The sequence below is a fragment of the Phaeobacter sp. SYSU ZJ3003 genome (genome assembly GCF_041300735.1).
GTDB classification, from domain to species: domain Bacteria; phylum Pseudomonadota; class Alphaproteobacteria; order Rhodobacterales; family Rhodobacteraceae; genus Phycobacter; species Phycobacter gallaeciensis_A.
This window is the reverse complement of record NZ_PXNU01000019.1, coordinates 45,061-65,795: the sequence shown is the minus strand read 5'-3', so window position 1 is coordinate 65,795 and position 20,735 is coordinate 45,061. Positions and strand designations below refer to the sequence as shown.

Below are 20,735 nucleotides of genomic sequence, written 5' to 3'. Positions count from 1 at the left end.
GAAAGGGAAATCATGGACTATATCGAACATGTCAGCGTCATCGGAGCGGCAGTCGCCGTGTCATTCGGTGCGATCATGCCCGCCTATAGCGAGGGGCGTGCCATCGCGGCGGCGATGGAGGCAATTTCCAGGCAACCAGAGGCCGCCGCGACATTATCGCGGACGCTGTTTGTCGGCCTCGCCATGATCGAAACCATGGCGATCTACTGTCTCGTCATCGCGCTGCTGCTTCTTTACGCCAATCCGTTTGTGGGCTGAGAATGCAGATCGACTGGTGGACACTGGGACTTCAGACGGTCAATTTCCTGATTGTCATCTGGCTTCTCAGCCGGTTCCTTTACCGTCCGATACGCAGGATCATCGAAGAGCGTGAAGCGGCGGACAAGGCCGCAAGCGATGCGGCCAAGGACAAACTGGAAGAAGCGCAGGCCGTCCGGCGCACCTATGAGGACAAGACTGCGCAGCTTGCCGCAGAGCGGCAGGAACGGGAAGCCGACTTTCACAAATCCCTGGAGGCCGAAAAGGATAAACGCCTTGAGGCGGCGCGCAAAGAGGCAGCGCAGCTGCTGACGGATGCGCGTGCAAAAATCGAAGAGGACAAACATCAGGCGCTGCAATCGCTCAAACAGCAGATTGAGGCGCTTGCGACAGATCTGGCGCGGGTGGCGCTTCGTGGTCCCTGTAGGCTTCCGGAAACGCTTGCGCAGGTTCAGGCCCATCTTGACGGTCTGGCACAGGGCGATCTCGACACGCTCAAGGTCGACCTGCAGGCCAAGAATGCTGCAATGACCGTGATGACGGCTCATAATCTCTCGGATGAGGAGAAGGCAGCCTGGAATGCCTGCCTGTCCAAGTATTTCGGGGCGGACGTAGCTGTGGTTTTTACTGAAAAGGCCGAGATCCTTGGCGGGGCGGAATTGCATTTCCCACATGCCGCCCTGCGGTTTTCCGTGGCCGACCGGCTGAAACGCGCCGCGCAGGCGCTGGAGGTCTGAGCCATGGTTCTGGAAACCCCGCTTTCTGATTGGATATCCGGCGCCCGCGACCGGCTGGAGCAGACCCGTCTTGCGCCTGAGCTGGAGCAGGTCGGACGCGTAGAGCAGATCGGGGACGGTGTCGCGCATGTTTCGGGATTGGGGCAGACGCGTCTTGATGAGCTTTTGCGTTTTGAGGATGGCAGCATGGGAATGGCGATGACCATCGCCGAAGACAGCCTGGGTTGCGTGCTGCTGTCGCCCTACGAGGAAATCACCGCAGGCAGCCGGGTCTTCAATACCGGGACTATCGCGCGGGTTCCGGTTGGCGATGGGCTGCTGGGGCGTATCATATCACCGCTTGGAGAACCTCTGGATGGTGGGCCGCCGGTTGTCGCGGCGCGGTATGATCCGATCGAAAAACCTGCGCCCGGCATCGTTGATCGTGATCTTGTCACCGAACCCTTGCTGACTGGCCTGACCGTGGTCGACGCGATGATCCCCCTTGGGCGGGGGCAGCGTCAGCTCATCATCGGGGACCGGAAGACGGGTAAGACCTCGATCGCGGTCGATACGATCATCAATCAGCGCGACACCGATGTCGTCTGCATCTACGCCTCCATTGGGCAGAAAAGCTCGACCGTGTCGCGCGTGGTCGAATCCATCCGCGCGCATGGGGCAATTGATCGCTGCATCTTCGTTGTGGGGGCCGCTGATGCTGCGCCCGGGGCGCAGTGGATCACCCCCTTTGCGGCCTGTAGCATCGCCGAATATTTTCGCGACCGGGGCCAGCATGCGCTGCTGGTGATGGACGACCTGACCAAACATGCGATGGTCTACCGACAATTGTCGCTTCTGCTGCGCAAGCCCCCGGGGCGCGAGGCCTATCCCGGCGATGTCTTCTACCTGCATTCGCGTTTGCTGGAACGGGCTGCGAAACTGGCGCCCGATCTTGGTGGCGGCTCGCTGACGGCCCTGCCGATTGCGGAGACGCAGGCCGAGAACCTGACCGCCTATATTCCCACCAACCTGATCTCGATCACCGATGGACAGATCATCGTGGGGCAGAAACTGTTCTATGAGGGGCAAAAGCCCGCGGTGAACGTCGGGTTGAGTGTCAGCCGCGTCGGCGGCGCCACGCAGGCCAAGGCAATCAAGTCTCTCGCCCAATCGCTGAAGCTGGACTACGCGCAATACCTTGAGCTGGAAATCTTCACCCGTTTTGGTGCGATGGTGGATGACAAGACCGCCAGAACCATCGCTCATGGCCGTCGGTTAAGGGCGATCCTCGCGCAGCCCGAGTACCAGCCCTTGCCGCTTTCGCTGCAGGTTGCCCTGCTGCTGGCCATATCCGACGGCATGCTGGATGAGATGCCGCCGCCGGATATTCCCAAGTTTCGGGAGATGCTGGCGCAGCGCCTGCCAAGCCAGCGCCCCAATGTGGTGGCCGAAATAGACAAAACGCATGCGCTTTCTGATGAGGCGCGCGATGCGCTGCGCGAGTTCGCGCGGTCCTGCGCGGATGAGTTCAACCGCATCCACGGCGCTGAGGGCGTGTCAGGTGGTTGAACTTGCCCGCATAGAGGCCCGGCTCGAAAGCCTTGGGCAGCTTGGCGTTCTGGTCACGGCGATGCGGTCCATGGCGGCTGTGCGGGCACGCGAAGCTCAGGAGGCGCTGATCGGCACACAGGCTTTCTGTGCCACGGTGGACCGCGCGATCGCGAGCCTCAGCCAATTGCCCGGGCGCAAGACACCAGACGAGACTGGCGCGCCTGTCTTGCTGGTGATCACCTCGGAAAACGGATTCGTGGGCGGCTTCAACACGCGCATCATGGAGCATGTGCAAGAGATCCGCATGCCAGAAGAGAGGCTTGTGCTGATCGGGCGGCGCGGTCAGATCCTTGCGGGCGAGATGCACATGCAGCCGGAGATCGCGCTGCCGATGACCTCGCGGGTGAGCGGTGTGACGCAACTTGCGCGGCGGGCGACCAACCGGTTGATAGGGGCGACATACGCGCGGGTGGTCTTTGCCCAGCATGAGAAAAGCGGCACCTACGCGGTCGTGAATCGCTCTGTCCTGCCGCTCGCGGCAGATCCCCCGCAGAATGCCGCTGCTGCGCCGCCGTTGCACCATTTGCCCACGCCAGAGTTGCTGGACCGGCTCGCGGGGGAATATCTCTTTGCCGAGATCGCCCATGCATTGATGGAAAGCCTTGCCTGTGAAAACAATGTGCGGCTGCTGACCATGGATGCGGCGACGCGCAATATCGACTCCCGTTTCGACAAGTTGCGCAGAGAGGAACGGCAGGCCCTGCAGGAGCAGACGACATCGGACATGCTCGATGTCATCGTTGGTTCCGAGGCGGTCGAAGGCAAATAACGCCGACAGGGTTAGGCCCGCACCCAATCCCAGGCGGCATCAAGCGCATCGCCATCGAACACCTTGACCTCGCCCTTCATCAGGAACGCGCTGAGCTTGAGGCACCAGACGACCCAATCGGGCGCGCCGACAAGGGCGAGACGTTCAAAATCCGAGGCATGCTTTAGCCCGAAAGACATGTCGTCCCAGGCGGCCCTGATATCCCACCCTTCAAAACCACTGTCAGCGAAGAACAGGAGGCGCAGTTTGCCGTAGGTGTCAAAACGCGCTTCGAGTTCGGGCAACAAAGTGGTGTAGTCCTTTTCGTGCAAAAGTCCGGAGGCCCGTATACCGACGACGGGCCCGTCGCTTTCTTTCATGATTTTGAGCATCGTCCTGCGGTCCTTTCTGCATTGCGTCTGTTTGGTGGGCATCGCCGATAGCGGGTTCGCTCCGGCGCGCCGTCAGATTTCGAAACTCTGGTGCATGGTCGGAAACTCGATCCGCTCCGATTCAAGGCCCTTTGCAAAGGTTTTTCGCGCGTCTTCTTCCCCGTGGATCAGGAAGGTAATGTCGGGCGTGCGGTTCTTTTCATGCCAGGCGCGCAGTTCCTTTTTGCCCGCATGGGCGGAAAATCCGTTGATCGTGTGGATGCGAGCCCGGACCGGGATGTGATCGCCGAACAGTTTCACCGACTGAGCGCCGTCGATGATGATACGCGCGAGCGTGCCCTCGGCAGCGAAGCCGACGAAAATGACGCTGCATTCTTCGTGGGCGAGGTTGTGCCTCAGGTGTTGCCGGACGCGACCCCCCGTGCACATGCCCGACCCCGCCATGATCACCGCGCCAGAGTGTATGTGGTTGAGCTGCATCGATTCTGCCGTCTCACGCGTGAATTCCAACTCGGGCAGTGAAAAGGGATCTTGCCCCGACCGGATCTGCTCTGCGATTTCGCGGGTCATCGCCTCGGGATGGCTGCGAAAGATCTTTGTGGCCGAAATCGCCATTGGGGAGTCGAGAAATACCCTCAAATCCTGTGGCAGGATATCCCGTTTGATGCCTTCATTCATGAAGAAGAGCAGCTCCTGCGCCCGCTCCAGGGCAAAGGTTGGAATGATGACATTGCCGCCCCGTGCCTGCGTATCAGCGATGGCTTCGAGCAATTCATCCTCCGAGGCCTCAAGCGAGCGGTGATCGCGATCGCCATAGGTGGTCTCCATCACGATGATATCCGCATCACCCGGCGGCTGAGCATTACTCAGGAACGGCCTGTCCGATGGGCCGATATCGCCCGAGAACAGGATGCGGCGATTGCGCCCGTCCTCGGTGACGCTAAGCAGGATGCTGGCCGAGCCGAGGATGTGGCCCGCCTCATAGAAGATGGCGCTTGCGTCGTGCCCAAGGCGGATGGGCACGCCGTAGTCAGCGATGCGATTGAAGTGGTCAAAGCTCATGATCGCGTCGAGCGTGTCATAGAGCGGCTGATGTTTGTGCCCTTTCTCGGAGTGCCGTTGCCGCCGACGCGCCTCTTCTTCGTGAAGATGCGCGGAATCGAGGATGACCAGCCGGGCCAGATCCCGGGTTGCGGCAGTACAAATGATGTCGCCCCGGAAGCCCCGGTTCACCAGCAGCGGAATACGTCCGCAATGATCCAGATGCGCATGGGTAAGCAGCAGGACGTCGATAGAGGCAGGGTCGAAACCGAAGTCGCCGACATTCTCTTCCTTGAGTTCGTGGCCGCCCTGAAACATGCCGCAATCCACCAGGATTTTGAGGTTGCCAACTGTCACCAGATGGCAGGACCCGGTGACGGTACCAGCGGCGCCGTGAAACGAAATCTGCATCCTCTATTCCTCCTGATCGACGATGGATTTTCCGGCACGGGCGTACCAGCGTTGGATGTCCTCCCAGATTTCCTCGGCCGTTTCGGCGAACCAGAAAAGGTCCCGGTCCTCGGGGGCGATGACACCCTCGTCGACCAAAAATTCGGGATCAAAGGCGCCGCGCCAGTAGTCTTCTCCGACCAGGATCAGCGGCATCGGCGCGATCTTACGGGTCTGGATCAGGGTGAGGGCCTCAAAGAACTCATCAAGCGTGCCATAGCCGCCCGGAAAGATCACCAGGGCTCGTGCCCGGAGCAGGAAATGCAGCTTTCTGATCGCGAAATAGTGGAACCGGAAACAAAATCCGGGGGTCAGATAGGGGTTTGGGAACTGCTCGTGCGGCAGGGTAATGTTCAGTCCCACGGTTGTTGCGTCCATATCATGCGCACCGCGGTTTGCGGCTTCCATCAGGCCTGGCCCACCACCCGTAACCAGTGCCAGCTTGTCGCCGTTCGTTTGCTCCTGTGCCCCAACGATGCGTCCGAATTCACGCGCAACCTCGTAATAGTGGCTTTTGTCCAGAAGGCGCCTTGCGATCCTCACATCGCGTTCGAGGCCCGAAGGCCAGTGCTCTGCAGGACCGTTCTGAACCGCCTCGAGCTCTGCCACCTTGCGCTGGGCGGCTTTCGGCTCCGGGATCCGGGTGCTTCCGAAGACCACAATGGAGTGTTTGATCCGATGGTGCTCAAGGAGCCGCTCTGCCTTGAGATAGTCCAACTGCAGCCGGACGCCGCGGGTGTCTTCACTTTGCAGGTAATCGATGTCCTCGTCCGCGCGCCTGTACTCTGGTGACCTCATGATCGCCTGGACCAGAGACAGAGCCTCCGGATCTTCATGAGAGGGCTTCGGGTTCTTCCAAGGCAGGTCCGTTTGCCGCCGCTCGGGGTGCGCCGGCTCCGGTTTATGCGATTGTTTCGATCTGTGTTTCACCCTGTGCCTCCGCAGGGCGCCCGCTCTGCCGGGCGCTGGGGCATTATCGCAGCCCACAGGTCCAGCACGTTGACAAAGATCAATGGCGTGGAGCGTTCATGTGACCGCTCTTTTTGCCATGGAGACGTAGACGCCCGGCGCTGGGCCACGTCCACATGGTCGCCTGAAATGGCAACGAAATCCAGCCACAAACGGGTCTGAAAATTGAGCATCTAAGGGTAATGGCGGAGAGACAGGGATTCGAACCCTGGAGACGGTTTCCCGCCTACACACTTTCCAGGCGTGCGCCTTCGACCACTCGGCCACCTCTCCGTGAGGCGCACTTTTGGTGTATTTCGGGGGGGATTGCAAGACCATATTCGGCAAAAAATCCAATGTTTTTCGAGGGGCGAAATGTCCGGTTCTAAGGCACCTCAGGATGGCCTGTCTGCAATGCTCGCAGTGGGCAATTCCTGCCTTGTTCGGGGCGGTTATTCGCCGCGAAATCTGGTTTGGGGCAGGGGGCGACGTTCAAGGCGCTGGGGGATTCCCGTGGCTCCCTGTCGCCTCCGGTGAAATGTGCTACACCCCAGCCCTGTCGAATCGCGTACGACTGGGCACCCCGGCCTGCGCCGAAGGCAGGCCGTATTGAGGATGGAGCCAAGGCTGTGAATACCAAGCTGGAACAAGCAGCGCGTCTGAGTGTGGCGCCGATGATGGACTGGACCGACAGGCACTGTCGTTACCTGCATCGCCTGTTGAGCCGTGAGACACTCCTATACACAGAAATGGTCACCGCACCTGCGCTGGTGCGGGGTGGGGCCTTGCATCTGCTGGCCTTCAACCCCGAGGAGCACCCGGTGGCGCTGCAGCTGGGCGGGTCCGAGCCGCAGGAACTGGCCGAGGCCGCGCGGCTTGGCGAAGAGGCGGGCTATGATGAGGTGAACCTCAATTGCGGCTGTCCCAGCGACAGGGTGCAATCCGGTGCCTTCGGGGCGGTTCTGATGCAGACGCCGGATCTTGTGGCGGAGTGCGTGGCGGCCATGCGCGCCAAGGTCCAGGTCGATGTCACCGTCAAATGCCGCATCGGCGTCGATGAGCAGGAACCGCAGGACATCCTGCCGGTGTTTCTGGAGAAAATTCGCGCGGCGGGTTGCCGACGCGTGACGATCCACGCGCGCAAGGCCTGGCTGCAAGGGCTGTCACCCAAGGAAAACAGGGATGTCCCGCCGCTGGATTACGATCTGGTGCATCAAATGAAGGCGGCGTTTCCCGATCTGCATATCTCACTGAACGGTGGCATTGCCTCCTTGGACGCGGCGCGGGAACATCTGGACCGGGGCCTTGATGGCGTCATGGTCGGACGCGCGGCCTATCACCAGCCCGCCGATATTCTGTCGGCTGCCGACCCGGTGATCTATGGCACCGGCGAGCCGCGCGACGCATCCGCCGTGGTGCATGAGATGCTTCCCTATATCGAGCGGCAGTTGAGCGATGGCGCGCGGCTGCATCAGATTACCCGACATATGCTGGGTCTTTTTGCCGGTAAACCCGGCGCGCGTGCATGGCGGCGGATCCTCTCCGAGAGGGCGAACCGTCCGGGGGCCGGTCCTGATTTGGTGTTGGAAGCGCTGTCACAGGTGGCAGAGCGCTCTGCCGCCTGAGGCATCAGTCAGCCGGAAACCGGTGAATAATCAATCCTGTGCTGACTGACCGCTGTACGCGGGCGGCGTTATTTGCGCTCCAGCCGGGCAGCGCGACCGCCACGGCGTTTGGTCAGCCCGGCGGCACGCCCCGGCAGTTCTTCCATCACCGCAGCGCGTTCATCATTGCTCATCCGCGACCACTGGGTAATTTCGTCAATCGAGCGGTAGCAGCCGGTGCAGATCCGCTCTGCGGGGTGAACCACACAGATCTTGATGCAAGGCGACTGGATTTCGTCGCGTTTCCAGACCTTGTCGCTCATGCCGTCATCCATTGCCCAAATGCCTCATCCGATCCAGCGCTCCCTGCAGGATATAGGAGGCGGCGACATGGTCGATCACCTCAGAGCGGCGTTTGCGGGACGTATCCGCCTCCAGCAGGGCTTTTTCGGCGGCAACTGTGCTCAGCCTTTCGTCCCAGAAGCCGATCGGCAGTTCGGTCAGTCGCGTCAGGTTGCGGGCAAAGGCGCGGGTGGATTGGCAGCGAGGTCCTTCGCTGCCATCCATATTGCGCGGCAGGCCGAGCAGGATGCCGCCTACCTCGCGTTCCTTGATGATCTCTAGCAGGCGCGCACTGTCGAGGGTGAACTTCTTGCGCCGGATGGTTTCCAGCGGTGTGGCCACCGCGCCGATCCGGTCGGACACGGCGACGCCGATAGTTTTCTCGCCCAGATCCAGCCCGACCAGCGCGGAGTAAGAGGGCAGGGCGGCGGCGAATTCTTCAAAGGTATCAAGGATCATTCGGCCACCCCTGCCTGACGGGCGGCCTGGGTGATCATGTCAAGCGCGGCGGCGTCCCCGGCAAAGGTCTGGCGAGCTTCGTCATAGATGACGCGGGCCTGATCCAGATCGCCAAGCACTCCCAGCGCCCCGATCAGACGGGACCATTCCTGGACCGTGCCACCTTCGGTCGCGAGCCTGTCCGACAGGCGAGCCACCATGCCGCGGATCATCTCGGCCCGGTCGGCTTCGCTCATCTCGGCGGCGTTCTCCACGTCCGCCGCATCGGGGCCGGGCATGGCGCCAGCAAAGGGCGGGGTCGGCGCGCCTTTGGGCTGGATCGGCTGATAATCGACCCCGGCACGCACGGCCATCTCTTCGATCTGGCTTTGAATGCCGCGGACCCAGGGATCATCGGCATTGCCCTTGCGCAGGGTTTCCGCCCAGATCTGGTAGGAGAGGTCAGGCCGTCCCACCTGTCCCAGCATCAACCCGTAGTAATAGCGTGCCGGTCCGTTTTCCGGGTCCAGCCGCAGCGTCTGGCTTAGCGCCTTTTCCGCTTCGGGAGAGACATAGCCACCGGCTGCCATGATCATCAGCTCGGCCAGCTCGCCGAAATCGGCGGCTTCCACATCGCCGGACATGATGTCGATATACTTTTCCTTGGCCTGATAGGCCGCGATGAAATTGCCGAGGTTCGCCTCGTGCTGTACCAGCAGGGCCTGACCCTGAGCGTCGTCTTCACGCTTGGCCACGGTCTGGCGCAGTTGATCGACGAGCTGTCGGTAGCTGTCTTCGACCTCTGGCGCCGGGAAAGGCGGCACCTGGACTTCAGCTTCGGCCTGGCTGGGGCGGCTGTCGGCGCGCTCCTGCGCCATGGCGATGCGGCTCTTGAGGCTGAGGTCACCATAGCCTGGTGCGCCCAGGGTCGCGTATATCCCCAGTGTTCCGCCACAGATCCCCAGAACGATGATCACCGCCACCGCGCGGGTCGCCATCCGGGGTTGCCGCGCGCCTTCGGTCTGTTCCTGCAGCTGCGCATCGGCGGCCAGAATGCGGCGGGAGACCTCGGTGCGGATACGGCCGGCGTCGGCTTCGTTGATCACGCCACGCGCCAGATCCTTGTCCACGTCGCGCAATTGCTGGCGATAGACGCGCAGGTCATAGGCGGCTGGCGGCTCTCCCGTTGCGCGGCTGCGCAGCAGAACCAATGCCATCAATCCGGCGATGGCCAGGGCCATGAATGCGATGAGGATCCAGAAAACCATGCTTACTCCGATGTTTGATCTCCATCTATATCTCCGCAGGCGCGGAAAAAAGGCCTAACTGCTGCGTCACCCTGTCGTGCCCGGTATGTCAGTCGGCTCATGGGTGAGGCAGACCCCGTGCGGCACGGTCGCAGACGTGGTAGAAAGGTGATGTCGCAACTATGCACAAATGCGACGATAAACGGCACGGCCCGGAACCGCCCCTCGGGCATACCCAAGAACAGACACGCATCATCGGATTCGCTCATGAAACGCTATTCAGCCTTTGCAGTCGCGCGGGAGGCCCTGCGCTACCACACCGGATGGGAACGCGCCTGGCGCGCCCCCGAGCCCAAACGCCACTATGATGTGATCATCGTCGGCGCGGGCGGGCACGGCCTTGCCACGGCCTATTACCTTGGCAAGAATTTCGGCATCACCAATGTGGCGGTGCTGGAAAAGGGCTGGCTGGGCGGCGGCAACACCGGGCGCAACACCACCATCATCCGCTCGAACTACCTGCAAGATCCGTCGGCGGCGATCTATGAAAAGGCGCGTTCCCTATACGAGGACATGAGCCAGGATCTGAACTATAACGTCATGTTTTCTCCGCGCGGCGTCATCATGCTGGCCCAGACCGAGCATGAGGTGCGCGGCTACAAGCGCACGGCCCATGCCAACGCGCTGCAGGGCGTGTCTACCGAGTGGATCGAACCCGCGCGCGTTAAGGAACTGGTGCCGATCATCAACCTTGAAGGGCCGCGTTACCCTGTGCTGGGTGGCCTGTGGCAGGAGCGCGGCGGCACCGCGCGTCACGATGCGGTGGCCTGGGGCTATGCCCGGGCGTGTTCGGCCATGGGCATGGACATCATCCAGCAATGTGAAGTCACCGGCGTGCGCACTGAAGGTGGTCGGGTCATCGGTGTCGACACCAGCAAGGGCGCGATCGATTGCGATAAGCTGGGCATGGTGGTTGCAGGCAACTGTTCGCACCTGTCCCAGATGGCGGGCTTCCGCCTGCCGGTCGAAAGCGTGGCGCTGCAAGCGCTGGTGTCTGAGCCGATCAAACCCTGCATGGATGTGGTCGTCATGGCCAACACCGTGCACGGCTACATGAGCCAGTCCGACAAGGGCGAGATGGTGATTGGTGGCGGTACCGATGGCTACAACAACTACACCCAGCGCGGGTCCTTCCACCATATCGAGGAGACCGTGCGTGCGCTGAACGAGACTTTCCCGATGGTGTCGCGCCTGAAGATGCTGCGCCAGTGGGGCGGTATCGTGGATGTGACCGGCGACCGCTCGCCCATCATCTCGAAAACGCCGGTACAGAACTGTTTCGTCAACGCAGGCTGGGGCACCGGCGGCTTCAAGGCCATTCCGGGATCTGGCTGGGCTATGGCCGAGCTGATGGCAACCGGCCATTCGCCGCTGGCCGAGGAATTTTCCATGATGCGCTTCAAGGAAGGCAAATTCATCGACGAGAGCGTCGCGGCAGGGGTGGCGCACTGATGGTTGCTTCCCTTCGTTCATCCAATGTGACGCCCTGCGTTGCATCGTGCCCGATCCCCGCCCTCGGTTCGGGGGCAGTAGACCAGACCAAACCGGAGCATGGCCCATGCTGATCCTTGAATGCCCCTATTGCGGCGTCAAAGCCGAAGAAACCGAACTGCACGGTGGCGGTGAGGCGCATCTGACGCGCTTTGGTCCCGGCTCCTCGGATGATGAGTTCCATGACTATCTGTTCATGCGGGAAAATCCCAAAGGCGTGCATTTCGAACGCTGGCGGCACGTCAATGGCTGCGGCAAGTGGTTCCACGCGGCCCGCTGCACCATGACGCTTGAGGTTTTTGGCACCTATTCGGCGCAGACCACCGAGCCGCCGCAGGAAATCCGCGACGCGATCACCGCCAAACGCCCCGGCTGGAGCTGGCGCGAGTTTTCGGATGCCAAGTCATGACAGGCGCACTTCGTCGCACAGACCGACCGCAGCCGGGCATGGCCCGTTTCGCGGAACACACACCGAATACCACCGCCTTTTATCGTGAAAGGTTCGCAGCATGAGCACGCGTCTTGCCAATCAGGGCCGGTTGATCGACCGCTCCAAACCCATCGAGTTCACCTTTAACGGCACGCGGATGACGGGCTATGCCGGGGATACGCTGGCCTCGGCGCTGCTGGCCAATGATCAGCTGCTGGTGGGCCGGTCCTTCAAATACCACCGTCCACGCGGGCTGGTTGCCTCGGGCGCGGAAGAGCCCAACGCGCTGGTTGGCCTCGGCTCCGGTGCGCGGTTCGAACCGAACCAGCGCGCCACGACGACCGAGCTGTTTTCCGGCCTCAGCGCCCAGTCGCAGAACCACTGGCCCAGCCTTGAGTTCGACGTGGGCGTGGTGAACAACAAGCTGGCGCGGTTCCTGCCTGCTGGTTTCTACTACAAGACGTTCATCCACCCCAAACCCTTCTGGAAACACGTCTACGAGCCGATCATCCGCAAATCCGCAGGTCTGGGTCAGGCGCCGGACCGCGAACTGAAGGACGCGGACACCTACGAACACTTCTACTTCTTTGCTGATGTTCTGGTTGTTGGCGGCGGTGTCGCAGGCCTTCAGGCGGCGCTAACGGCGGGCCGTTCGGGCGCCAAGGTGCTGGTGATCGAACAGAACGCCCATTGGGGCGGCCGTGCGCCGGTCGATGGCGGGACCATCGATGGCGACGATCCCGAAGCCTGGGTGGAACAGGCGCTGGCGGAACTCACCGCGATGGAGAACGTGACCCTGCGCAACCGCTGCATGGGTTCGGGCGTCTATGATCACGGTTATGCTTTGGGATACGAGCGGTTGACCGATCACACACCGGGGCAGGGTGGTCCGCGCCACCGCCTGTGGCGGATCCGTGCAAAACAGATCGTCACCGCAACTGGCGCCATTGAACGGCCGCTGTCGTTTGCTGGCAACGATGTGCCCGGCGTGATGCTGGCCGCAGCGATGCGCGATTACGTGGTGAACTGGGGCGCGACCCCGGGGCAGCGCGTGGTGGTAGCGACCAACAACGATGATGCATATCGCACCGCGCTGGCGCTGCATGGTGCAGGCGTCGAGGTTGTACGCGTGCTCGACACCCGCGAAGCCGGTGGCGGCGCCCTGATGGATGAGGTTCGCGCGCTTGGTATCCGTGTCGAATGCGGCCGCGGCATTGCCAAGGTCAAGGACGGCAAGCATGTGACCAAGGTCGCGATCTGCGCCCAGAATGGTCAGGGCGGCGCCCAGGAAGAGGTCGAAGCCGATGCGGTCGCCATGTCCGGCGGCTGGTCTCCGGTGGTGCACCTGTGGTCCCATTGTGGCGGCAAGCTTACTTGGGATGATGCGCAGGCGCATTTCCGCCCCGATCCCTCCCGTCCGCCGCTCGGCGCAGATGGTGCAGGTTTCGTGGTGACCGCTGGTGCCGCCAGCGGCCCGCTGACACTGGATGCGGTTCTGGCCGATGGTGCCGAGGCCGGGGCCAAGGCCGCTGCTGCGGCCGGGTTCAAAGCCGATGCCACTGCCGCCAAGGGCGAAGCGCAGGAAGAGGCGCCGATGCAGCCGGTCTGGCTGATGCCCGCCCGCGCGGAAATCAACCTGCGCATGAAGGCCTGGCTCGACTTCCAGAACGACGTCAAGGTTTCCGACGTGCAACTGGCGGCCCGCGAAGGCTATGAAAGCGTCGAGCACACCAAGCGTTACACCACCCTCGGCATGGCGACGGATCAGGGGAAACTCAGCAACATCAATGGTCTGGCGATCCTTGCTGACAGTCTCGGATCGGAAATCCCGCAGGTGGGCACCACCACCTTCCGCCCGCCCTATCACCCCATTTCCATGGGCGCGATCGGCGGCGAGGCGCGCGGCGAGATCTTCCAGCCCCTGCGCAAGACGCCGATGTACGACTGGCACGATGGCAATGGCGCTGACTGGGAGCCGGTTGGCCACTGGCGCCGTCCCTACGCCTATGTGCGCAGCGGCGAAAGCGTGAAGGAGGCGGTCAACCGCGAGATCACCAACACCCGCCAGAACGTCGGGATGCTGGATGCCTCGACCCTGGGCAAGCTGATCGTCAAAGGCCCTGATGCCGGGCGGTTCCTCGACATGATGTACACCAACATGATGTCGACCCTGAAAGTCGGCAAATGTCGCTATGGTCTGATGTGCTCCGAGAACGGCTTCCTGTCGGATGACGGCGTGGTTGCCCGCATCGACGAGGACACCTGGCTATGCCACACCACCACCGGCGGCGCCGACCGCATCCATGCCCATATGGAAGAATGGCTGCAGACCGAATGGTGGGACTGGAAAGTCTACGTCGCCAATGTGACCGAGCAGTACGCTCAGATCGCGGTGGTCGGTCCTAAGGCGCGCAAGGTGTTGGAAAAGCTGAACGGCGAGGCCGGTGGCGGACTGGATGTCTCCAAGGAGGCGCTGCCCTTCATGGAATGGAAGGACGGAGAGATCGGCGGCTTCAAATGCCGGGTTTACCGGATCTCCTTCTCGGGTGAATTGTCCTACGAGATCGCAGTCGCCGCCTCTGATGGTCAGGCTTTCTGGGATGCGCTGATGGCGGCCGGACAGGAGTTTGGCGTGATGCCCTATGGCACGGAATGCCTGCACGTGCTGCGCGCGGAGAAGGGCTTTATCATGATCGGGGATGAAACCGACGGTACGGTCATTCCGCAGGATCTGGGGCTGAACTGGGCGATTTCCAAGAAGAAGGAAGACTTCATTGGCAAGCGCGCGCAGCTGCGCAGCCATATGGCGGATCCGGAACGCTGGAAACTGGTGGGGCTTGAGACGACCGACGGGTCGGTGCTGCCGGACGGCGCCTATGCGGTCGGCAATGGCGTCAATGCCAACGGCCAGAAAAACACCATCGGCCGGGTCACCTCGACCTATTATTCCCCGACCTTGGGCAAGGGGATCGCGATGGGACTGGTGAAACACGGCCCCGACCGCATGGGAGAGGTTCTCGACTTCCCCGGCACCGATGGCACCATCTTCAAGGCGCGGATCGTCGATCCGGTCTTCTACGACAAGGAAGGGGAAAAGCAGAATGTCTAATCCTGTGAGCGTCCTGGGCGGCGCCAGCTACGCCGGAATGGCCACGCTGGAAGAGGCCGGACTGCAGGGGATGATCACCCTGCGCGGCGATCTGTCCTCCAAGACCCTGCGACAGGCGGTGAAGGTGGCCACCGGCGCAGATGTGCCGGAGCCGCGCCGGACCACCACCGCCGAGAACGGTGCCGTGGCCTGGATGTCCCCGGATGAGCTGCTGTTGCTGCTGCCATATGCCGACGCCGAAGCCAAGACCGCGGCGCTGGCAGAAGCTCTGTCGGGCGAGCACGCTCTGGCGGTGAATGTCTCTGATGCGCGGGCTTTTTTCCACCTCTCGGGCGCAGGTGCGCGCGAGGCTCTGGGCAAGGTCTGTCCTGTGGATTTCGATGCGGCAGCCTTCACCCCTGGCGATTTCCGCCGTACCCGCATGGCGCAGGTGGCTGCGGCCTTCTGGCTGGATGAAGAGGAGACCTTCCACATTGTCTGCTTCCGCTCGGTTGCGGGCTATGTCTTCAATCTGTTGAAAGCATCTGCCCACCCGCAATCAAAGGTTGGCGTCTACTGACACCGGCCCTTCTGGGTTGTGCGAAATCGATCCATCCAATAACGTGTCCCGGACCCTCGGGGCACGTTTTTTGTTTTTGATCAGGTGTTTGTTCTGCTGTCTTGAGGTGCTGAATTTTGAAGCAAGGATTGCACATGTTTAAAGGATCCATAATAGCGGCGGCTTTGTCGCTTTGCGCGCTGCCATTGGCCGCCGCAGGCGCGCCCATTGTTTATGAATGTGAATATACCGCCCATACCAGCTATGGCTGGATCCCAGATAAGGCCGCCTACGTGGTGGATGAGGCCGCCGGAACCGCGATGGCCTACGATGCTTATATTCACCACGTCAATAAGGCCCCGTTGCCTGTGACATTCAGCGTGGTGAAGGAGCGGAAATACCTCATGAAATGGACCCTGACGGGCTTGCCTGTTCGGGGGAACAGAACGGCCACGGCGACCTACACTGTGCGGCTTGATGCAGCGCGGTCCAAGGCGACGATCAGCGCGCGCGTGCATGGCGGAGACGGAAGCCACCGCGGCACCGGCGCGTGTAAACGGGTCAAATAATCTGCCCCGCAGGACGCTTCACTTGAACAGAAACGTGGGGAACTGCGTCAGGGCGCGGGTGGTGGTGAGAGCGGCAAACCCGGCATGTGCCCCATTGTCGGGGTGGCATTCGCCGTAAAAGGACAGAAGATCGGCCAGCTCTGCCATCCGCGCCTTGCGGGTCTCTTCAGGCAGGAAAGGCGCGTGGGTGGAAAGGTAGAGGGCCGGGCGCTGCTCTTTCAGCCAGGGGATCATCTGCGGCAGAACGTCGAATTCGGCGCCTTCAATATCGAGCTTAACCAGCGACACGCGCGACAGATCCGCCTTTGCTGCGAAATCCTGCCAGCCGATGGTCATCACGTCGGATCCGTGATCGCCATCGTTCAGAAGGCTGCTCATGCTGTCTCCGGCCTCACCGCCAAAAGATGCCATACGGGCAAGACCAAAACCGCTGCTGATGGCGACTGAGAAGGCCGAGACATTGTCGACGCGGTTCAGTTCCAGGTTCCAGGCCAGATGGCGGAAGGCAACCGGGTCGGGTTCGAAACACATCACCCGCCGTGCCTTGTGCGCGCCATATAGGACGGTAGGGCCGATCCAGGCGCCGATGTCGAGATAGTCGTGATCCTTGTCGAGATGGGCATCCAGCACCTGAAAGGTCTCCGGCTCCCACCTGCCTGCCGCGGCCTTGCGCCAGAACTTGGAATGGTAGGGATCCAGCCGAAAGGGAACGCCGTTCAACTGACCTGCATAGTGGCCCCGCATGCGGTAGAGCGCTTTGCGGGCGCGGATCCAGGCCTCGGCGATCATGGCGGTCTCTCCCATTTGCGCACATAGACGTCGCAGTCAGATGGCGCGGATTTCTTGTCTAGGCCCTTGACCTGCCGAATGCTGCGCCGCATGTATCTGCATAGGAACGCAACAAAATTGACAGGGGTCCGATATGGCTTTTGAACTTCCCGATCTTCCTTATGCACATGATGCGCTGGCTTCCAAGGGCATGTCCGCCGAAACCCTGGAATACCACCACGATCTGCACCACAAGGCCTATGTCGACAACGGCAACAAGCTGATCGCCGGTACTGAATGGGACGGCAAGACGCTGGAAGAGATCATTGTCGGCACCTACGACAAATCCGCCGTCGCCCAGAACGGCATCTTCAACAACATCTCCCAGCTGTGGAACCACAACCAGTTCTGGGAAATGATGGGTCCGGGCGCCTCCGCGATGCCGGGGGAGCTGGAAAAGGCACTGGTCGAAAGCTTCGGCTCGGTTGACAAGTTCAAGGAAGAATTCTCCGCCGCAGGCGCGGGTCAGTTCGGCTCCGGCTGGGCTTGGCTGGTGAAAGACACCGATGGCGCCCTGAAAGTCACCAAGACCGAGAATGGCGTGAACCCGCTGTGCTTTGGCCAGACCGCGCTGCTGGGTTGTGACGTGTGGGAACACTCCTACTACATCGATTTCCGCAACAAGCGCCCGGCCTACCTGACCAACTTCCTGGACAACCTGGTCAACTGGGAAAACGTCGCTTCGCGCATGTAATCCGCGACAGGATACGAGATACGCAACCCGCGCCGGACCGGCGCGGGTTTTTTCGTGGCAGTTTGATACGCGTCAAGGTTCCCTGCCATGTTTTCCGGTTGGCTGGCGGCACAGAGGAAGCGGAACGGAGGAAAGGGAACACGCATGATTAAATTGCCCAAAGGACTATGGATCATCGTTGCAGACGGCCAGAAGGCGCTGTTTCTGGAGAACGTCAGCGATACGGTGGATGCGGATCTGCGCGTGATGCGCGCCGACGAGATCGCCAACCCGCCGAACGGAGCGCAAGGGTCAGAAGCGCCCGGTCGGCTCAGCGGGGCAGCAGGAGCTGCGCTTGGCGCGGTTGAACCTGCGGACTGGCATCAGATGGCCGAAGATGACTTCGCTGCCGGGGTAGCATCGCTGGTCAACAAATGGGTGGCCGCCGGGGCCTGCTCCGGGCTGGTTTTGATTGCACCGCCGCGCAGCCTTGGCGCGCTGCGCCCCGAGTTGAGCGGGGATGCCGCCAAACTGCTGATTGCGGAGCTGCCCAAGGATCTGACCAATCACCCAGTGCCCGAGATTGCCGAGGCCGTGAAATCCGCGCTGGCGAGCGTCTGATCGCCTGCTGTCCGGGGGCGGCGGGCTAGCAGCGGGAGGGAGGCTGAACTGGAGGCCTGAGCCGGAGTATCTCCGGGTCAGGGTTTCAGTCTGGCTAGCGCTTCTTCGGCGCTGTCGACCCAGGTCAGGTAATCCTGCATCTCGGCGCCTGCGAATTCCTGTGCCACCACGTGCTCCAGAAGGTCGCGCAGCTTGTCCCAGTAGCCATCGGTGTTGACCACTATGATCGGTTTGTCGTGCAGGCCCAGCTGGCGCCAGGTCAGCACTTCGAACAACTCATCCAGCGATCCCGGGCCGCCGGGCAGGACCACCACGGCGTCGGCGTTATAGAGCATGACCTTTTTACGCTCATGCATGGTTTCGGTCACCACATAGGTTGTGAGATCCGATTTGCCGACCTCGCGCCGTTCCAGATGCACCGGGATCACGCCAAAGGTTTCACCACCTGCAGCCTGCGCCGCCCGAGCGACGGTGCCCATCAGGCCGACGTCTCCGGCACCGTACACGAGCCGCTGACCTTGTGCGGCGAGCCCTTTTCCAAGGGTCTCGGCGGCTGCGGCATAGCTGGCCATTGCTCCAAAACGTGATCCGCAATACACACAGACGGATTTTATGCTCATGAGATAGCCTTTCGACAGGGTTTGGCAGCGAAACAGGTATGCTGTTTTGACCCCAGATACCCCCATTGGTAGGCTGGCTCAACCAAGCGAGGGAAAACATCTCGCACAAGGAAGGAACAAGATGGCGCAAACATCTGGAAGTGGGGGGCTCAGCCCCCTGGCGATGGGAGGTATTGCTTCTGTCGTCGTGATCGTGGGCGGCGTCGTGCTGATGCAGCTGGGGGTGTTTGACCGGGGCGAGGGGCCTGAAGAGGCCGCTTCGCGCACGGTGGTGCAGCCCGAGGTGACGGTGTCCCCGGCGGCCAAAGAGCCGGTTGGCGTGACCACCACGGTTGAGACTGCCAATTCCGCGGCTGAACCTGAAACTGCGACCGCTTCGGAAAACGCGCCTGAACCTGCGACCGATGCGCCGCAGAAGACAGCCGCAGAGGATGCGGCCCCTGCGGCAGTTGAGGAGACGGCAGAGGCCGAAGTCGAGACCATTGCGCCGACAGAGGCGCCTGAGGCACCGGCAGAGACCAGCGCCGTCGTCGAAACAGCCGAGCCAACAGAGACAGGTAAGAGCGAAACGGCGGTAGCCCAGGCACCTGAGGCAGAGGTTCCCGCGGCGGATGACAGCGACACCGTTGCAGATACGCAAAAGGCGGATGTTGCTGCTGATACCGCGACCGAAGAGGCAGCCGTTTCTGAAGACCCTGCGACCACCGCAGAGGCGCCCGTGGAAGAGGCGGCGCCGCTGTTGGAAGCGCCAATGCTGGATCTGGTGCGGGTCGACCCCGACGGTGCCCTTGTGATTGCAGGTCGTGCACAGGCCGGAGCCGCGGTCGAGGTACTGCTGGATGGTACGGTTCTGGAACGGACCGAGGTTCAGGGCAGCGGCGATTTCGTGATATTTTCCAGCATCCTGCCCAGCGACCAGCCGCGGGTGATTTCGCTTCTGGCGCGGTTCGAGGATCAGAAACAACCCTCTGAGGATCAGTTCATTTTGGCACCGATCTCCGCGGGGCCAGAGCCGCAGGTGGCGGATGCCGAGGATGCCGCGAAGCCCGAGGCCGAGCCTGCGGCAGTATCCGAGGACACCGCAGCCCCGCAGAGCGAAGAGGCCGTGGAGGTTGCGCAGGCTGAAACATCTGAGGCCGTTTCACAGGAACAGTCGACTGTGCAGAGCGGAGCGCCCGCCCCGGTCGCAGCCGAGGGAGAAGTACAGCCCGTCGTAGCCGAAACCACCACGCCGCAGGTCGAGGCGGAAACGGCAGCACCGGAGCAACCGGTGGAGGCTGAGGCCGCACAGGTCGAGGTGGCAACCGCGGAGGGCGAGACCGGCACTGTTGGCCCCGACGATACCACACCGCCCCAAAGCGAGCCGGTGGCCGAGGAAACACTCGCCAGCGCGGAAACCGTTCCTGCGCCGCAGCCGGAGCCAACGGCGGTTGCCGTGCTAAGGGCCGGTGCAGACGGTGTAGAGCTGGTGCAGCCAGCCACGCCGGTTCTGAATGGCAAGGTCGCGCTTGATACCATCAGCTATTCCGACAGCGGCGAGGTGCTGCTGGCTGGGCGTGGCCGCGCGGGTGCCTTGGTGCGGGTATATGTGGACAATGCGCTCAAGACCGAATTCCTCGTGGCCGAGGATGGCCGCTGGGGCGGCGCGCTGGCTGCCGTGGAACCGGGCATCTACACTCTGCGTCTGGATGAAATTTCCGCTAGCGGCGAAGAAGTCCTGAGTCGTCTTGAAACCCCCTTCAAACGCGAGGCGCCCGAGGTGCTGCAACCGCAGACGCAGCAGCCGGGACAGGCGCCGGATCAGCCGGTTCCGCTGGTACGGGCCATCACGGTGCAAAAGGGCGATACCCTTTGGGCGATCTCGCAGGAACGCTATGGCAGCGGGTTCCTTTATGTCCGGGTGTTCCAGGCCAACCAGGATGCGATCCGCGATCCCGACCTGATCTATCCCGGACAGGTGTTCAACCTGCCGGACTGATCTGTTCGGTGTAACAGAAACGC

General features: G+C 61.9%; 21 protein-coding genes and 1 tRNA gene. 13 read left to right on the top strand and 9 right to left on the bottom strand.

The window, feature by feature from the left end:
- Nucleotides 1-12: 12 nt before the first annotated feature.
- From C6W91_RS08465 to C6W91_RS08450, 4 genes are read left to right on the top strand one after another with little or no spacing between them, the layout of a single operon-like run.
- Nucleotides 13-258, top strand: coding sequence for a F0F1 ATP synthase subunit C (locus C6W91_RS08465; protein WP_065270496.1), 246 nt, complete (start codon nt 13-15; stop codon nt 256-258).
- Nucleotides 259-260: 2 nt separating this feature from the next.
- A complete protein-coding gene (locus tag C6W91_RS08460) occupies nt 261-995 on the top strand; it encodes a F0F1 ATP synthase subunit delta (RefSeq protein ID WP_274837188.1) in 735 nt (244 codons plus the stop codon).
- Nucleotides 996-998: 3 nt separating this feature from the next.
- Nucleotides 999-2,543 (top strand): F0F1 ATP synthase subunit alpha, encoded by a 1,545-nt coding sequence (locus C6W91_RS08455; RefSeq protein WP_274837187.1) that lies wholly within the window; start codon nt 999-1,001, stop codon nt 2,541-2,543.
- Nucleotides 2,536-3,354, top strand: a complete 819-nt coding sequence (locus C6W91_RS08450) for a F0F1 ATP synthase subunit gamma (protein ID WP_370570753.1) — start codon at nt 2,536-2,538, stop codon at nt 3,352-3,354. Before C6W91_RS08455 ends, C6W91_RS08450 begins: the two co-directional genes overlap by 8 nt.
- Before the next feature lie 11 nt (nt 3,355-3,365).
- Here the strand turns inward: C6W91_RS08450 and C6W91_RS08445 are convergent, their stop codons facing one another.
- The 4 genes from C6W91_RS08445 to C6W91_RS08430 all read right to left on the bottom strand — a co-directional run bounded on the left by C6W91_RS08445 (nt 3,366) and on the right by C6W91_RS08430 (nt 6,458).
- On the bottom strand, nt 3,366-3,725 hold the full coding sequence (locus C6W91_RS08445) for an STAS/SEC14 domain-containing protein (RefSeq protein ID WP_370570752.1): 360 nt from the start codon (nt 3,723-3,725) through the stop codon (nt 3,366-3,368).
- A 72-nt stretch (nt 3,726-3,797) separates the two neighbouring features.
- Complete coding sequence (locus C6W91_RS08440) at nt 3,798-5,177, bottom strand: MBL fold metallo-hydrolase RNA specificity domain-containing protein (RefSeq protein WP_370570751.1); 1,380 nt, start codon at nt 5,175-5,177, stop codon at nt 3,798-3,800.
- A 3-nt stretch (nt 5,178-5,180) separates the two neighbouring features.
- Nucleotides 5,181-6,014 (bottom strand): LOG family protein, encoded by an 834-nt coding sequence (locus tag C6W91_RS08435; RefSeq protein ID WP_370570750.1) that lies wholly within the window; start codon nt 6,012-6,014, stop codon nt 5,181-5,183.
- A 354-nt stretch (nt 6,015-6,368) separates the two neighbouring features.
- Nucleotides 6,369-6,458: transfer RNA gene (locus C6W91_RS08430), tRNA-Ser, on the bottom strand.
- 335 nt (nt 6,459-6,793) lie between these two features.
- On the opposite strand from C6W91_RS08430, the gene dusA reads away from it, so the two are divergent.
- Nucleotides 6,794-7,789, top strand: coding sequence for a tRNA dihydrouridine(20/20a) synthase DusA (gene dusA / locus C6W91_RS08425; protein ID WP_370570749.1), 996 nt, complete (start codon nt 6,794-6,796; stop codon nt 7,787-7,789).
- Nucleotides 7,790-7,857: 68 nt separating this feature from the next.
- Here dusA and C6W91_RS08420 read toward each other — a convergent pair whose 3' ends face one another.
- The 3 genes from C6W91_RS08420 to ccmI are packed head-to-tail and all read right to left on the bottom strand — an operon-like array spanning nt 7,858 to nt 9,816.
- On the bottom strand, nt 7,858-8,091 hold the full coding sequence (locus tag C6W91_RS08420; RefSeq protein ID WP_065273486.1) for a DUF1289 domain-containing protein: 234 nt from the start codon (nt 8,089-8,091) through the stop codon (nt 7,858-7,860).
- A gap of 4 nt (nt 8,092-8,095) precedes the next feature.
- Complete coding sequence (gene ruvX / locus C6W91_RS08415; RefSeq protein WP_274829099.1) at nt 8,096-8,569, bottom strand: Holliday junction resolvase RuvX; 474 nt, start codon at nt 8,567-8,569, stop codon at nt 8,096-8,098.
- On the bottom strand, nt 8,566-9,816 hold the full coding sequence (gene ccmI / locus C6W91_RS08410; protein ID WP_370570748.1) for a c-type cytochrome biogenesis protein CcmI: 1,251 nt from the start codon (nt 9,814-9,816) through the stop codon (nt 8,566-8,568). Before ccmI ends, ruvX begins: the two co-directional genes overlap by 4 nt.
- A gap of 246 nt (nt 9,817-10,062) precedes the next feature.
- On the opposite strand from ccmI, the gene C6W91_RS08405 reads away from it, so the two are divergent.
- The 5 genes from C6W91_RS08405 to C6W91_RS08385 all read left to right on the top strand — a co-directional run bounded on the left by C6W91_RS08405 (nt 10,063) and on the right by C6W91_RS08385 (nt 15,992).
- A complete protein-coding gene (locus C6W91_RS08405; RefSeq protein WP_065270487.1) occupies nt 10,063-11,307 on the top strand; it encodes a sarcosine oxidase subunit beta family protein in 1,245 nt (414 codons plus the stop codon).
- A gap of 106 nt (nt 11,308-11,413) precedes the next feature.
- Complete coding sequence (locus C6W91_RS08400) at nt 11,414-11,755, top strand: sarcosine oxidase subunit delta (RefSeq protein WP_274829103.1); 342 nt, start codon at nt 11,414-11,416, stop codon at nt 11,753-11,755.
- A 100-nt stretch (nt 11,756-11,855) separates the two neighbouring features.
- The gene (locus tag C6W91_RS08395) at nt 11,856-14,885 is read left to right on the top strand and encodes a sarcosine oxidase subunit alpha family protein (protein WP_370570747.1); all 3,030 of its coding nucleotides are present in this window, start codon (nt 11,856-11,858) and stop codon (nt 14,883-14,885) included.
- Nucleotides 14,878-15,444 (top strand): sarcosine oxidase subunit gamma, encoded by a 567-nt coding sequence (locus tag C6W91_RS08390; RefSeq protein ID WP_370570746.1) that lies wholly within the window; start codon nt 14,878-14,880, stop codon nt 15,442-15,444. Before C6W91_RS08395 ends, C6W91_RS08390 begins: the two co-directional genes overlap by 8 nt.
- 134 nt (nt 15,445-15,578) lie before the next feature.
- Nucleotides 15,579-15,992, top strand: a complete 414-nt coding sequence (locus C6W91_RS08385) for a hypothetical protein (RefSeq protein ID WP_370570745.1) — start codon at nt 15,579-15,581, stop codon at nt 15,990-15,992.
- Nucleotides 15,993-16,010: 18 nt separating this feature from the next.
- Here the strand turns inward: C6W91_RS08385 and C6W91_RS08380 are convergent, their stop codons facing one another.
- On the bottom strand, nt 16,011-16,796 hold the full coding sequence (locus C6W91_RS08380) for an FkbM family methyltransferase (RefSeq protein WP_370570744.1): 786 nt from the start codon (nt 16,794-16,796) through the stop codon (nt 16,011-16,013).
- 118 nt (nt 16,797-16,914) lie between these two features.
- Between C6W91_RS08380 and C6W91_RS08375 the strand changes: the two genes are divergently transcribed.
- Both C6W91_RS08375 and C6W91_RS08370 read left to right on the top strand, forming a co-directional pair.
- The gene (locus C6W91_RS08375; RefSeq protein ID WP_065270482.1) at nt 16,915-17,514 is read left to right on the top strand and encodes a superoxide dismutase; all 600 of its coding nucleotides are present in this window, start codon (nt 16,915-16,917) and stop codon (nt 17,512-17,514) included.
- A gap of 144 nt (nt 17,515-17,658) precedes the next feature.
- Entirely contained in the window at nt 17,659-18,114 is a 456-nt protein-coding gene (locus C6W91_RS08370; RefSeq protein ID WP_370570743.1) for a host attachment family protein, read from the top strand.
- 77 nt (nt 18,115-18,191) lie between these two features.
- Here the strand turns inward: C6W91_RS08370 and C6W91_RS08365 are convergent, their stop codons facing one another.
- The gene (locus C6W91_RS08365) at nt 18,192-18,734 is read right to left on the bottom strand and encodes a TIGR00730 family Rossman fold protein (RefSeq protein WP_369002034.1); all 543 of its coding nucleotides are present in this window, start codon (nt 18,732-18,734) and stop codon (nt 18,192-18,194) included.
- A 121-nt stretch (nt 18,735-18,855) separates the two neighbouring features.
- On the opposite strand from C6W91_RS08365, the gene C6W91_RS08360 reads away from it, so the two are divergent.
- Nucleotides 18,856-20,712 (top strand): LysM peptidoglycan-binding domain-containing protein, encoded by a 1,857-nt coding sequence (locus tag C6W91_RS08360; protein WP_370570742.1) that lies wholly within the window; start codon nt 18,856-18,858, stop codon nt 20,710-20,712.
- The last annotated feature ends 23 nt before the right edge of the window (nt 20,713-20,735 follow it).